The sequence below is a fragment of the Sphingomonas sp. LaA6.9 genome (assembly GCF_022601895.1).
GTDB lineage: Bacteria > Pseudomonadota > Alphaproteobacteria > Sphingomonadales > Sphingomonadaceae > Sphingobium_A.
Genome location: NZ_JAKVIO010000006.1, coordinates 100,495 through 113,914, shown reverse-complemented (window position 1 = coordinate 113,914; position 13,420 = coordinate 100,495). Strand labels below are relative to the sequence as shown.

The 13,420-nt window shown below is 64.4% G+C and carries 10 protein-coding genes; 3 read left to right on the top strand and 7 right to left on the bottom strand.

What is annotated here, in order from left to right; all coding sequences use genetic code 11:
- Positions 1-89 precede the first annotated feature (89 nt).
- Complete coding sequence (locus MKI88_RS05090; protein ID WP_241629875.1) at positions 90-461, bottom strand: tRNA-binding protein; 372 nt, start codon at positions 459-461, stop codon at positions 90-92.
- Positions 462-576: 115 nt separating this feature from the next.
- Between MKI88_RS05090 and MKI88_RS05085 the strand changes: the two genes are divergently transcribed.
- Entirely contained in the window at positions 577-837 is a 261-nt protein-coding gene (locus MKI88_RS05085) for a hypothetical protein (RefSeq protein WP_241629874.1), read from the top strand.
- Positions 838-867: 30 nt separating this feature from the next.
- Here MKI88_RS05085 and MKI88_RS05080 read toward each other — a convergent pair whose 3' ends face one another.
- The 6 genes from MKI88_RS05080 to glmU form a co-directional block, all read right to left on the bottom strand.
- The gene (locus MKI88_RS05080; RefSeq protein WP_241629873.1) at positions 868-1,854 is read right to left on the bottom strand and encodes a GGDEF domain-containing protein; all 987 of its coding nucleotides are present in this window, start codon (positions 1,852-1,854) and stop codon (positions 868-870) included.
- 96 nt (positions 1,855-1,950) lie between these two features.
- Positions 1,951-4,185 (bottom strand): bifunctional diguanylate cyclase/phosphodiesterase, encoded by a 2,235-nt coding sequence (locus MKI88_RS05075; protein WP_241629872.1) that lies wholly within the window; start codon positions 4,183-4,185, stop codon positions 1,951-1,953.
- Between the two features lie 177 nt (positions 4,186-4,362).
- On the bottom strand, positions 4,363-5,997 hold the full coding sequence (locus MKI88_RS05070) for an amidohydrolase family protein (RefSeq protein ID WP_241629871.1): 1,635 nt from the start codon (positions 5,995-5,997) through the stop codon (positions 4,363-4,365).
- Positions 5,998-6,050: 53 nt separating this feature from the next.
- Entirely contained in the window at positions 6,051-8,129 is a 2,079-nt protein-coding gene (locus MKI88_RS05065; protein WP_241629870.1) for a prolyl oligopeptidase family serine peptidase, read from the bottom strand.
- Between the two features lie 207 nt (positions 8,130-8,336).
- Positions 8,337-10,160, bottom strand: coding sequence for a glutamine--fructose-6-phosphate transaminase (isomerizing) (gene glmS, locus MKI88_RS05060; protein WP_241629869.1), 1,824 nt, complete (start codon positions 10,158-10,160; stop codon positions 8,337-8,339).
- Positions 10,161-10,166: 6 nt separating this feature from the next.
- The gene (gene glmU / locus MKI88_RS05055) at positions 10,167-11,519 is read right to left on the bottom strand and encodes a bifunctional UDP-N-acetylglucosamine diphosphorylase/glucosamine-1-phosphate N-acetyltransferase GlmU (protein WP_241629868.1); all 1,353 of its coding nucleotides are present in this window, start codon (positions 11,517-11,519) and stop codon (positions 10,167-10,169) included.
- Positions 11,520-11,599: 80 nt separating this feature from the next.
- Here glmU and MKI88_RS05050 point away from each other — a divergent pair, with 80 nt between their 5' ends.
- The gene (locus MKI88_RS05050; protein WP_241629867.1) at positions 11,600-12,271 is read left to right on the top strand and encodes an HAD-IA family hydrolase; all 672 of its coding nucleotides are present in this window, start codon (positions 11,600-11,602) and stop codon (positions 12,269-12,271) included.
- Positions 12,272-12,631: 360 nt separating this feature from the next.
- A complete protein-coding gene (locus MKI88_RS05045) occupies positions 12,632-13,414 on the top strand; it encodes a transglutaminase-like cysteine peptidase (RefSeq protein WP_241629866.1) in 783 nt (260 codons plus the stop codon).
- Positions 13,415-13,420 lie beyond the last annotated feature (6 nt).

The following is a 13,420-nucleotide window of genomic DNA, read 5'->3' as shown; positions in this document are numbered from 1 at the left end:
CCCCCGCTCTCCACATCTGTTTGCGCGCAGCATTAAGGCGATTTCCAAGGCCCGCAAGCGGCTGCGATCAGTTGTCGGGATTATGCGCCCTAGAAGAGCCGTCCGCCATCGGGCACGCGCTTGTCGGGGGCGAAGAGCACCACCTCTCCCTCGGCGTCGGGAAAGCCCAGGGTCAGCACCTCCGACATGAACCTGCCGATCTGGCGCGGCGGAAAATTGACCACTGCCGCCACCTGGCGTCCCACCAGCGCGTCGAGCGGGTAGTTGGCGACTATCTGAGCCGATGATTTCCTGCGCCCGATCACGGCACCGAAATCGATGACGAGCTTCACCGACGGCTTGCGCGCCTCGGGATAGGGCTCGGCCTCGACGATCGTGCCGATGCGGATGTCGACCGCGAGAAACTGATCGAAGCCGATCGGATCGGCGGCCGGCGCCGAGGCATCATGGTTCATGTGCATCCAGAACAAATCCCTTTGGCATGACCGCCCTTCATTCCGGGCGGTCATAATCACCTGACAAAGGTGAGAACAATAAATTTGAGCAACAAGGCATGCGCGCCTATGGCGATCATGCATGCCTGAACGCGCAGCCTCCGATGAAGCCCCGATACCGCCGGTGGCGAACGACGCCGCGATCCATGCGGGGCCGCCTGCCGAGATACGCGATGTCCTGCTTCGTCTTCAGTCCCCGCCGCTCAATCCGGTCACCAGGGCACGCAACTGGGTGGAAATGGAGATCCCCAAAAGCCAGCGCGGACCGGGCTGGGATCGTCATTGGCGCGAACTCGAAGCCTATGCCGAATCTGCCGCGATCTGGACGGCGTCGTCCGAATAGCGCAATCGGGCGCGTCCTCCGCGGGGCCTTTCAGAATACGACCTTGTTGCGTCCCGAATTCTTGGCCTGATACAGGTTTTCGTCGGCGCGCTTCAATATGTCGGCGGGGGGCTCGCCCTTCCCGCCGATCGCCAGCCCCGCCGAGAAGGAAATTGCGCCAATATAGACCCCGCTTTCGCGGATCTTGAGGTCGTGCGCGTTGACGTCCCTGCGCGCGGCATCGATGATCCGGTGCGCGGTCATCATGTTGGTGGCCGACATCAGGACCACGAACTCCTCGCCGCCCAGGCGCGCAACAAAATGCTCCTCGCACGTCTTTTCCAGGCAGCCCGCAACGAACTGCAGCACGCGGTCACCGATGTTATGACCATGCGTGTCGTTGATATATTTGAATCGATCGATGTCGCAGATGGCGATCGTGAGGTTGTTGCCAATGCTGAGCTCGGCGAAGCATTTTTCCTCGAACGCCCGGCGATTTGGCAGCTGGGTCAGCGGGTCCTGACGCGCGACATTGCGCGCCTCGGCCAGGTGCTCGCGAAGCCCGTCGACCTCCGTGCGGGCTTCGGCCAGCTCAGCTTCCGCCTGGGTCGCGCGCGCCAGCATCCGGCCCGCGATGTCGACCAGACTTGAAATCGACTCTCCGCGCGCAGCCGCAGCCAGGTCCTGCACGCTTCCCTGCAGGGCGTCGCTATAGTCGCGCGCCGCGGACTGGCTTCGACTGAGGATGTCCTGAAGCGAGGCCGCGTTGCGATCGACCTCGACCGTCAATTCGCGCGCGCGCTGCTCCCCCGCGCCCGCCTGCCGCAGCGAAGCCTTCATGTCGGTCGTCGCAACCGGGCGTCCCGCCTCGATCGCGCGCTGGGCTGCGGCGATGATGAGCGGATCGCGATCAACGATCAGGCGATAGCCAAGTTCATAGTGCTCGGGGCGGATGTCGAGACCATGACGCCTCAGGAATACGAGAATCTGCCTGACAGCCGATTCCTGGTCCGCCTCGGGATTCAGATCTTTGAGCATCGCATTGTTCACAATGCTATTGTAGACGATCGCCGGCCCGACCGTACGGCGCGCGCACAGGATCCCACTCCGGAACAGGCCAGGACACCACTGGCGTCAGATGACGGTAAGCTTGCGGGTCCGGTCGCGCGGCAGTTCGGAACTGCGCGCCTTGTCCATCAGATCGCGCAGGCGCTTTACCGCGGCATTGGGCGGCACCGCCTTGGAAAGCAGATAGCCCTGCACATGGCTGCAGCCCCACAGGCGCAGCGCCTCGACCTCGGCAAGATCCTCGACGCCTTCGGCCACCACCTCGATACCGAGGTTGCGGCCGATGTCGATGACCGCCTTCACGAGCGTCGCGTTTCGCGCCTCGCGTATCCGGCCGCCGCGCACGAAGCTCTGATCGAGCTTCAGGCGATCGATGTTCATGTCGCCGAGATAGCTCAGCGACGAATAGCCCGTCCCGAAATCGTCCAGCGCGATCTTGTATCCGCGCGCCTTGAGCCCGTCGAGCACGCTGCGGACATGCTGCGTCTTGTCGAGCAGGACGCCCTCGGTGATCTCGAAGATGATCGTCGCGGGATCGATGTCGAACTCCGCCTTGTGCTGATCGACTATCGCCAGCAGATCGGCGTTCTGGATCTGCAACGGCGACAGATTGATCGACGTATGCACGCCCGGCCATTTCAGCGAATCTTCGAACGCGGTCTTGATGATCCATTCCCCGAGCCTGGGCATGAGGCCCATATTCTCGACTATGGGAATGAAGATATCGGGGGTGAGATTGTGGTGCCCCTTGAGCCGGACCAGCGCCTCGATGCTCGTCGGCAGGTCGGTCGCGAGGCAAACGATCGGCTGATAGTGGAGCTCGAATGCATAGTCGTCGATCGCGCGGGCCAGCAGATCCTCGCGTTCGCGGCGCTGCTCGACCAGGCGGCCCAGCTCGTGCGAGTAGATGGCATAGGCGCCCTTGCCTTCGGCCTTCGCGGCATAGAGCGCGATATCGGCGTTGCGCATCAACTCCGACACCGTTGCGCCGAACTCGGGTGACTGCGCGATTCCAGCCGAAAGGCTGATCGTCAAAGCGGTCTTTTCGACCTGCAGCTTTTCGGACACCAGCTGCATGATCTGCCCGCCCAGGTGGTGGGGATCGCGCTCTACCGAACTGTCCACGATCGCAAACTCGTCACCGCCCAACCGGGCGACAAGATAGTCGTCACCCGCGAAGGTCGCGGTCAGGCGGCCAGCGATTTTCTGGACGATCTCGTCTCCGGCGGAATGTCCCATGGTGTCGTTGATCAGCTTGAAATCGTCGAGATCGACGAACGCGATCTGGCAGCGGCGTCGCCCGACGAGCTTGTCGAGATACTCGCCCAGATTGCGTCGGTTCGAGAGTCCGGACAGCGGATCGAAATTCGCGAGGTAGAGCGCGCGGCGACTGTTGCTGACCGCCTGTTCGTTCAGGACATGCAGCCGCCGGACCGCGATTGCGAACAGCAGGATGAAGATAACGACCATCGCGAACATCGCCGGCAGGATGCCGTAGAGCAATGCGTTTCCCGGTGTCTGCGGCTGCCAGACGAGCTTGCTGATCGGTTTCCCGTCATCGGCCCGGATGACGAACTCGGCATAGCCATCGGGTGTGGGGGACCCGGCCTTGATGCCCTTGAGATCGCCGAGCATCAATGTCCGCCCGATCATTTCAATCCGGTCGGCACTGATCGGTGTGACGCTCACCAGAAGATTTGCGGCATCGGCGTTTCCGATGCGCGCCGCCCCCACGATAGCGGGCGCCCGATCGATCTCCATGACATGAACGTCCCACCGCGCCGCCCGGCGGTTGGTTGGATCTTCGTATTTGGCTTCGATTTCCGGATACCCCGTGTCTCGCTCGACGAGGGGATGTGCGCTGGTGTTGCGAAGATTCGCGACGACCAGCTCCGTGTGTCGTTCCAGCGCGTTCAGCTTCTCGAGCGAACCGTGCTCAAGGGGCGCAAAGGCGTACATCGCGCCGCCGGGCCCCATGATGCCGACAGATTGCTGGTCGAAGTCATCCGCGTGCACCGCGCCAATTTCGCGGTCGAGCCATTCGAGCGCGTCCGGCGTCTCGATATTTCGGATTTTTTCGGGAAGCTCCTTTCTGGAGCTCGACAGGCGCAGTTGCTCGATATTCCTGTGAACGCTGCGCGTGATCAGATTCTCGATAAGGCGTGACTGACTGTCGCGCGCAAATCGGTTCATCGAGATACCGGCGCTCCATACCCCCGCCATGCCGACGAAGCTGACGGCGGAAATCGCGGCGATGATCATCGCGCCGCGGGGCCGTTTCAGTTCAGACAGATTTCGCATGGCAAGCGGATTCCCTGTGCGCACTGCGACACGCGAATTGCCACATGCTCACAAGGCATTTTAGGAATATTGCGGCAGCACCCAAAGCCGCTTGCCAATTATTCGGCAGCCGCGAGCCGCAGCGACGCGCCATACATTCCCGGTTCGCGATGGATCGCCCTGGTGTAGTCGCTCCGCTCAGCCCGGAGGCGCCGGCAGGTTGCAGGGATGTCGCAGTACCTGGCCTGAGCGAGCGCCCGTCATCCTGCCGCCTTCGATGGCGGCGACCCCGTTGACGATCACGTCGTCGATACCGACGGGCGTAGCGACCGGCCGCTCATAGGTGGCGACGTCCTGAAGCTTGTCGAGGTCGAACACGATCACGTCGGCGCGCATCCCTTCGCGGATCAGCCCACGATCGCGCAGGCCCATGCGCTGCGCGGGCCAACCGGTCATCTTGCGCACCGCGTCCTCCAGCGTGAGCACATGCCGCTTCTTCACATATTCGGCGATGACGCGGACGAAATTGCCATAGGAGCGCGGATGCGCCCGGCCCACGCCGCCATTGGGTGCGCTCATCTCGTCGGTAGCGCCGGCGTCGCTGCCGATGCTGATCCAGGGCTGGCGGAGCGCGGTCTCAACATCCTTCTCGCTCATCATGAAGTAGAGCGCGCCCGCCCGCTTCGGCTGGGCGGCAAGCACGATGTCCCAGGCAACGTCGGCCGGGTCCTTCTTCAGCTGCTTGCCGATATAGGCGATGCTCTTGCCTTCATATTGCGCATAGTCGGGGCTGTAGGAGCCGGCCAGCATGACATGGTCCCATCCGCCGGATGCGGCGACCAGGTTGGACCAGTCGGGCTGCGACCCGGCCGCGACCTCCTTCTTGATGCGCGCTCGAACTGCTGGATCGCGCAGCCGCTCCAGTCCCTTGTCGCGACCGTCCGCCCACACCCAGCTGGGCACGGTGACGTTCAGGCCTGTGCCACCCGCAGTGTAGACATACATATCCGCCGCGATGTCCACGCCGCGCGCGCGGGCGGCCTCGATTGCCGCGACGGCCTGCGGCATGAGCTTGCCCCATTTGGGCTGGTAGGCCGCCTTGAGGTGGTAGATCTCCACCTTGGTGCCGCCTCCCTCTCCAATCTCGATCGCTTCCTGGATCGCGGGCAGCAACTTGTCAGATTCATCGCGCATATGCGTGACATAAAAGCCGCCGCACTGGCCCGCGACCTTGGCGAGTTCGATCAGATCGGCCTTGGACTGAAAGGTGGCGGGCGCATAGATGAGAGCGGTGCTGATGCCGAATACCCCCGCGCGCATCGCGGTCGCGACCTCCTGCCGCATCACCTCGATCTGTTCGGGCGTGGGCGTGCCCGCACGGTCAGCCATCACTTTCGAGCGTGCCTGGACTGCGCCGTAATAAGTGCCGAAATTGACCGGGATGCCCTTCTTTTCCATCTGGCCGAACCAGCCGGCGATCTCGTCAGCGGGCACGGGGGTTCCGCCTTCGCCGGCAATCAGGCTGGTAACGCCCTGGCGCAGTTTGCTCTCGGCGCCGGTATCCAGAATCCCGCGGCCGGACTGGTCCTGCATGTCTATGAAGCCGGGGGAGACATAGCGGCCGCGCGCGTCCACCTCCTTGCGTCCGGCCTCGACGACCTGACCGACTTTGACGATGCGACCGTCCTTGATCGCGACATCGGCCTGCACCCAGGGGTTGCCGGCGCCGTCGAGCACCCGCCCGCCGCGGATCACGATGTCGTATTCGGCAGGCGTCGGCGCCGCGTTCGAAATCAGCAAGGATGCGACCGTGGCCAGCAGCAACTTCTTCATATCCCCTCCCATTAATCGCGACGGCTCATCCCGGCCGAGCTAACTGGATACTGTTACTTCCCAAGCTTCTCCTGGAGAAAACGGCGGCTCTCGCCCCACAATTCCAGCCAGCTTGAGTGGCGGATCATGTCGTGAGCCTCGCCCGGGATGATCACGGTGCGCACGTCCACCCCCTTGGCGCGCAGTTTCTGGTGCAGATCGACCGTCTCGAGCACGTCCACGTTCATGTCGCGATCGCCGCTCACCAGCAGCACCGGCGATGTCCATCCTGCAATGGCGCCAAGCGGCGACGACCGGAAGGCCAGCGGCTTGTCGGCCTCGGAGACGCCGAAGAGCCTGCTCGGATTCTGGTGCCCCGGTGTCGGCGACGGCCACGACCAGTCATATACCCCGTGCACCGCGATCCCGGCCGCGAACACGTCCGAATTTCGCGCAAGCGCCTGGGCGGTCAGCAGCCCGCCATAGGAGCCGCCCCAGATCCCGATCCGCTTTGCGTCAACATCGTCGCGCTGCGCCAGCCAGCGCCCCGTGCCAAGGACGTCGTTATATTCGGATGCGCCCCGCCAGGCGCGCTCGGGCGCCTCGCGGAAGGCACGGCCATAGCCGACTCCGGAGCGATAGTTGATGCTGACGACAACATAGCCGAGTTCCGCGAGATGCCGGTTCACCGCGAAGTCGCTGGCGTAGTAGCTTCCGAAGTGGAACGCCGGAAACATCTGCCGCGGCGGGCCGCCATGAACATAGACCAACGCCGGATGCGGCCCCGGCTTGCTCGGCAGGAACAGCTGCGCCGGCACGGTTCCCCCGTCGCTCGCCTTGATCCGTACCACTTGCGGCGCCGGCGCGCTGAAGTGGTGCGCATAGCCGTAGTCGGTCGGCTTTTCGGCCAGCGCCAGCTTCCCCGACTTCAGGTCCAGCACGCGCAGCAGGGGCGCGTCCTCGGCATTGCCGCCGGTGAACGCGACGTAGCGGCCGTCGCCGACCGCTCCGGCCAGCCCCATGACGACGTCGCGGCTCGCGATCTCGCGTTCCCGGCCCGACGACACAGTGATGCTGGAGAGCTGGCGCGTGTCGATATCGCGACAATTGTGGACGACGAACAGCGTGTCGGCGCCGGCGAGCTCGCTTTCCGCGACCTCGCAGTTCGCGGGCGTGAGCGCGCGCGGCGTGCCGCCGCCCCGCGCCACCGCATAGAGCCGCGCCCAGCCGTCATGTTCCGACCGGAAAACGATGTTGCGGTCGTCGGCCCAGCGCAGATCCCCTTCGGGATCGTCCGACAGTTGCGATCCCGACTTGCCCGTCGCCTCGTACAGCGTCCGCACCTGTCCGCTGGCGAGATCGACGGTCTCGACCGCGAACGGCTGGTTTTCGGTCAGATCATAGGTGACCGTGTGCTGGCGGCCGGGCCAGCGCAGATAGGCAACGCTGGCGCCGTCGGGCGAAAGGACAGGCGAACTCAGCCGGTCGGCGCCCGTGACCAGCCAGTGAATCCGGTCTTCGCCCAGCGTAAACCGGCCAAGAAAGGACCAGCCGCCGCGGTCCTGCGCGAAAATGATCGATTTGCCGTCCTTGGCCCACACCCCCTGGCCGAACGCGGCGCCGCCCGGCACCAGCATCGCCGGCTTCGCCGACGGGTCTGCAAGGTCCACCGCCCAGAGGTCGCGTCCCTGTCGGTAAAGCATCCGCTTCCCGTCGGGCGCGAACCTCGGGCTGAAGCCGACGCCGATCCTGACGGGTTTGGCGCCGGCGTCAGTGGCCATTACCCAGAGCGTCGGCTTCGGGGCCTCGACCAAGCTTGCGGGGTTGAAGCCTTCCCCGCTTCCGCCGAATGGAACGCCGGTCTGGAAGGCGACGAACCTGCCGTCAGGCGAGAGGGAGACGCTGGTGATCGGCTGTCCGTCGACATCCGCCTGGGCGAAGAGCTTCACCGGCTTGAAATCCGGCGTTCGTGCGAACATCAGCGTGCTGTTTTCGCCCTGGCGCACCAGCCACGCGAAGGCCGGGACGTCCGCATTGCTGACGTCGGTCGCAATCGGGAACTCGAGAAATCCGGTGTCGTCGCCGGTCTGGGCCAGGAGCGCGGGCGCGGCAAGCAGCGCTGCGGTCGCGAACGCGAGCTTCATTGTTCGCATGCCAAAATTCCTTCTTTCCATCGAGCGAACAATCCTGAAGACCGGAGTCCTCAAGAGTAGTCGTGCAAGCCTAAATGGGACCGTACAAGCCTGTTTAGAAAAAACAACCGCTACGGTGACACATAGTTGATGAAGACGCGGAACATGAGCGCCAGAACCACCTCTGGCTTTTGTGCGCGCGGATGCGGCGCTACGCGCCGCACCAACTCATTCGACGGTAACGGATTTCGCCAGATTGCGCGGCTGATCGACATCGGTGCCCTTGGCGACCGCGACGTGATAGGCGAGCAACTGCACGGGCACCGCATAGACCAGCGGCGCGATCAGCGGGTGCACCTTGGGCATCTCGATCGTCGCGATCGTCCCCTCACCCGCCTGCGCAATCCCCTCGGCGTCGGAGATCAGGATCACCTTGCCGCCGCGCGCCTGCACTTCCTGCATGTTCGAGACGGTCTTCTCGAACAGCGGCCCCGAAGGCGCGAGGACGATTACGGGCACATTCTCGTCGATCAGTGCGATCGGACCATGCTTCATCTCTCCCGCCGCATACCCTTCGGCGTGGATATAGCTGATTTCCTTGAGTTTCAGCGCGCCCTCGAGCGCCATCGGATAATCGGGTCCGCGGCCAAGATAGAGCACGTCGCGCGCCGGTGCGACCAGATGCGCCATCGCCTCGATATCCTCGTCATGCGCCAGCGCCGCGTTCAGCGCAGCCGGCGCCTCGGCGAGGTGACGGACGATCTCGCGCTCCTCTTCCGCGGTGAGCTTGCCGCGCGCGCGGGCGAGATTGGCTGCGAGCGCCGCCAGCACCGCGAGCTGGCACGTAAAGGCCTTGGTCGAAGCGACACCGATCTCGGGGCCGGCGTGCGTCGGGAGCAAAAGGTCAGCCTCGCGCGCCATCGAGCTCGTCGGTACGTTGACCACCACAGCGATCTTCTGTCCCTCGGCGCGCGCATGACGCAGAGCCGCGAGCGTGTCAGCGGTCTCGCCCGATTGCGAGATGAACAGCGCCAGCCCATTGGGCTCGAGCACGGGCGCGCGGTAGCGGAATTCGGATGCGACATCGAGGTCGACGGGCATGCGCGCAAACTGTTCGAACCAGTATTTGGCGACCATGCCCGCATAATAGCTCGTGCCGCATGCAACGATCGTCACGCGCCGGATGTCGGCGAGGTCGAAATCCATCTGCGGCAGCGCGACCTGCTCCTCGAGCGGGCGGAGATAGCTTTGCAACGTCTGCGCGACCACCACGGGCTGCTCGAAGATCTCCTTCTGCATGAAGTGGCGGTGGTTGCCCTTGTCGATCAGCGCGCCCGTGACGCCCGAGATCGTGACCGCACGCGTGACCGGATTATTGCTCCTGTCGTAGATCTGCGTGCCATCGCGCGTGATGACGACCCAGTCGCCCTCCTCCAGATACGCGATCTTCTGCGTCAGGGGTGCGAGCGCGAGCGCATCCGAACCCAGATAGGTTTCGTCGTCGCCATAGCCCACGACCAGCGGCGAGCCGAGCCGCGCGCCGATGAGCATGTCGGGATATTGGCGAAACAGGATCGCCAGCGCGAACGCGCCGTGGAGGCGCGGAAGCACCGCCTGCACCGCGTCCTTGGGCGATTGCCCCGCCTCGACGAGTTCGCTCACCAGATGCGCCACGACCTCGGTATCGGTCTCGCTGTCGAACTTGCGGCCACGCGCCTGCAGTTCCTCGCGCAACGGCTTGAAATTCTCGATGATGCCGTTGTGGACCAGCGCAACCTCGCCGGTTGCGTGCGGATGCGCGTTGCTTGTGGTGGGGGCGCCGTGCGTGGCCCACCGCGTGTGCGCGATGCCGATCACGCCGGGCAGCGGTGCTGCGGAAAGTTCGCGCGCGAGATTGTTGAGCTTGCCCTCGGCGCGACGACGATCGAGCCGGCCGTCATGTACCGTGCAGACGCCCGCGGAATCATAACCGCGATATTCGAGCCGCCTCAGGCCGTCGACCAGCCGGTCCGCGACGTCGCTCTGCCCCAGAATTCCGATGATGCCGCACATATACGCTCAACCTGCCTTCTTGGATTTCATCATGTCGCGAAACCGCCTGGCCCAGCCCGGCTTCGCTTCCTGCCCACCGCGCCCCAGCGCCAGCGCATCAGGGTCGACATTGCGCGTGATGACCGAGCCCGCCCCGACAATCGCGCCATCGCCGATCTTCACGGGCGCGACAAGCGCGCTGTTCGACCCAATGAACGCCCCTGCCCCGATCTCGGTCTTGTACTTGAAATAGCCGTCATAATTGCACGTGATCGTGCCCGCGCCGATATTGGCGCCCGCGCCGATGCTGGCATCGCCCAGATAGGTGAGGTGATTGGCCTTGGCGCCGATGCCAAGCTCCGCCTTCTTCACCTCGACGAAATTGCCGACCTTGGCCTTTTCGCGCAGGATCGCGCCGGGCCGCAAGCGCGCATAGGGGCCAACCTCGGCCCCGCTTTCGATCGTCGCGCCCTCGATATGGCTGAAGGCATGGATGGTCACATTGTCCGCAATATGGACCCCGGGACCGAAGACGACATTGGGCGCGATCGTCACGTCGCGGCCGACGACGGTATCGTGCGCGAACCAGACCGTCTCCGGCGCGGTGAGCGTAACCCCCGCCGCCATCGCCTCGGCGCGGCGACGGCGCTGCCATTCGGCCTCGACCGCCGCGAGCTCGGCGCGGCTGTTCACGCCCGCCACTTCGGACGCGTCGGCCTCGATCACGGCGCTCCGGCGGCCGTCCGCTGCGGCGAGCATCACGATGTCGGGCAGATAATATTCGCGCGCGGCATTGTCGTTGCCGACGCGCGCGAGCCGCGCGAAGAGATCGGCAGCGCGCACCGCGAGCAGGCCCGAATTGCAGAGCGTCATCCCGCGCTCCTCGGGCGTCGCATCCTTGAACTCGACCATGCGCCGGATGACGCCGTCCTCTTCCGCGATGATGCGGCCATAGGCCCCCGGATCGGCGGGCCTGAATCCGAGCACGACCGCGACCGGCGCGTCGGGCGCGTTCAACCGGTCGAGCAGACGCTGCATCGTCCCGGCGGTCACGAGCGGCACATCGCCATAAAGAATGAGGACGTCGCCCGAGAACTCCTCAAGCGCGGCTTCGGCCTGCTGCACGGCATGGCCGGTGCCGAGCTGTTCGGCCTGCACCGCGACCTTGACGCCGCGCCCCGCAAGCGAGGCCTCGACCTGCTCGCGGCCCGCGCCGACCACGACGACCTTCTCGGCGGGGTGCAGCCGATCGACGCTTGCCAGAAGATGGTGAAGCATCGGATGGCCCGCGATCGGATGGAGCACCTTGTGCCGATCCGATTTCATCCGCGTCCCCTGCCCGGCGGCGAGAACGATGGCGGCAATCGGCGGCTGGCTCATGCTTACTCCTTGTCGAACCTGAGCGCGCATTGCCACGTCCGGCTTGCCAACGCTATCCCCCAGCGGGCATGCCCCGGACCATGACGAAATTTCCTTTTGCCGTGGTCGGCTTCGACCTCGACGGCACGCTTCTCGACACCAGCCGCGACCTGGCCGATGCGGTGAACCATGCGCTTGGCGTCGCCGGGCGCCCGGCGCTCTCGCTCGATGAAGTCAAACCCATGATCGGCGGCGGTGCGAAGCGGATGCTCGAGCGTGGCCTCGAAGCGACGGGCGGCTGCCCGGAAGACGAGATGAAGCGGCTCTACGGGATCTTGCTCGCTTATTATGAGCAGAATCTGTCCGGCGGCACGGTCGCCTTTCCCGGCATGATCGACGCGCTGGACCGGCTCGCCGCGATGGGCGTCAAGCTGGCCGTCTGCACGAACAAGTTTGAGCATTTCGCCGAGAAGCTGCTGTCCGATCTCGGCCTTCGCGATCGTTTTGACGCGCTGATCGGCGGCGATACCATGGGCAAGGGCAATGCCAAGCCTTCGGCCATGCCGATCCATGAAATGATCGCGCGCGCCGGCGGCGGCCGTGCCGCATTTGTCGGCGACTCGATCTATGATGTGATGGCCGCAAGGAATGCCGGAATCCCGTCCATAGCCGTCTCGTTCGGATTTCTGACCCACCCCGTCGAAGAACTCGGCGCCGATGCGATCATCGACCATTATGATTGCCTGATCCCCACGCTCGAACGGCTCGGCTGACCCCGATCCGCGCGGCCAAACTTCCCGAAACGGTGGGCCGCCCCGCCAAATGTTAGGTGCATATTTGCGCAATAGGTAAAGTGCAAAGCCGTATTAATCTATAATTATAGTTGTACATATTGTGTCACTTTAGTAATAATGTTGTCGAACGAAAGCTTCGGGCGGGGATGCATACTCGTTAGGGAGTAAATGCCGATGTACATCGGCAATTTCCCCGAAAGGCCCGAAGCGTCATGTTCGCATGACTGGCGCTCGCAAGTCAGCGCGACGCGCAATCGTCACTTGTCCAATATTGCACCATCGACAATCCGCCCAAAATTCCGCCTCAGATGGTTCGCTTGCGGAACGATTTGGGTCATATTGCTGCTGACCTCCGTGGCCGCGCATCCGGGCGATTCCGACGAGCCCGCCTGTGGCAACCGTTTTTCCGAGATGATCGCACGACAGCAATCGGCGGCGCAGAACGCAGCTGAACCATGCCGAGCCGCTGCAGAACGCGGCGCGCCCGTTCGACACCATGACGATGCCGCGGCCTTCGATGCATCGGGCGGTCCCGCCATATTCGGATCGGTCGCGATCCCCGTTCATCACACGCCCTTTGATGCGCGCCTGCGCAAGCTGAGTCCCACGACGCTGGCTGGCGGCGGCCCGTGGTCGTCGGCGCTCGCGCAGGCAAGGCGGATGGATCGCACCGGCCAGCTCGAACATGTCAGCCGCTGGGTGAATGACCATCTGGGTTATGCCAGCGATCAGTCGCTGGATGGCCGGCCAGATCTCTGGTCGCCGGCGGCTGTCACGCTGACGCGTGGACGTGGCGATTGCGAGGATTATGCGATCGCCAAGATGGCGCTGCTGGCCAGCATGGGATTTCGCGCCGAGGATCTTTTCCTGGTGCTGGTCCGCGACGGCGCGCGACGCAGCGATCACGCGATCCTCGCCGTGCGTGAGGGCGGCAGGTTTCTCGTGCTCGACAGCACGACCAACGAGGTGCGCGAATCCGGCCTGGTGCCCGACTATTTCCCCGTCATGAGCTTCGCCGCGGGGCGCGCCTGGCTTCACGGCTACCCGGTCAAGCGGCCGCTTGCGCCGCTGCGCGTCGCGACGACGACCGAGCATAGCGACTGGAATGATCGGGGACGCTGAACCTGC

Excerpts from the sequence above, each read along its gene's own strand:
- MKI88_RS05090 (WP_241629875.1), bottom strand. The coding sequence starts at position 461 with ATGCACATGAACCATGATGCCTCGGCGCCGGCCGCCGATCCGATCGGC.
- MKI88_RS05085 (WP_241629874.1), top strand. The coding sequence starts at position 577 with ATGCCTGAACGCGCAGCCTCCGATGAAGCCCCGATACCGCCGGTGGCG.
- MKI88_RS05080 (WP_241629873.1), bottom strand. The coding sequence starts at position 1,854 with ATGCTCAAAGATCTGAATCCCGAGGCGGACCAGGAATCGGCTGTCAGG.
- MKI88_RS05075 (WP_241629872.1), bottom strand. The coding sequence starts at position 4,185 with ATGCGAAATCTGTCTGAACTGAAACGGCCCCGCGGCGCGATGATCATC.
- MKI88_RS05070 (WP_241629871.1), bottom strand. The coding sequence starts at position 5,997 with ATGAAGAAGTTGCTGCTGGCCACGGTCGCATCCTTGCTGATTTCGAAC.
- MKI88_RS05065 (WP_241629870.1), bottom strand. The coding sequence starts at position 8,129 with ATGCGAACAATGAAGCTCGCGTTCGCGACCGCAGCGCTGCTTGCCGCG.
- glmS (WP_241629869.1), bottom strand. The coding sequence starts at position 10,160 with ATGTGCGGCATCATCGGAATTCTGGGGCAGAGCGACGTCGCGGACCGG.
- glmU (WP_241629868.1), bottom strand. The coding sequence starts at position 11,519 with ATGAGCCAGCCGCCGATTGCCGCCATCGTTCTCGCCGCCGGGCAGGGG.
- MKI88_RS05050 (WP_241629867.1), top strand. The coding sequence starts at position 11,600 with ATGACGAAATTTCCTTTTGCCGTGGTCGGCTTCGACCTCGACGGCACG.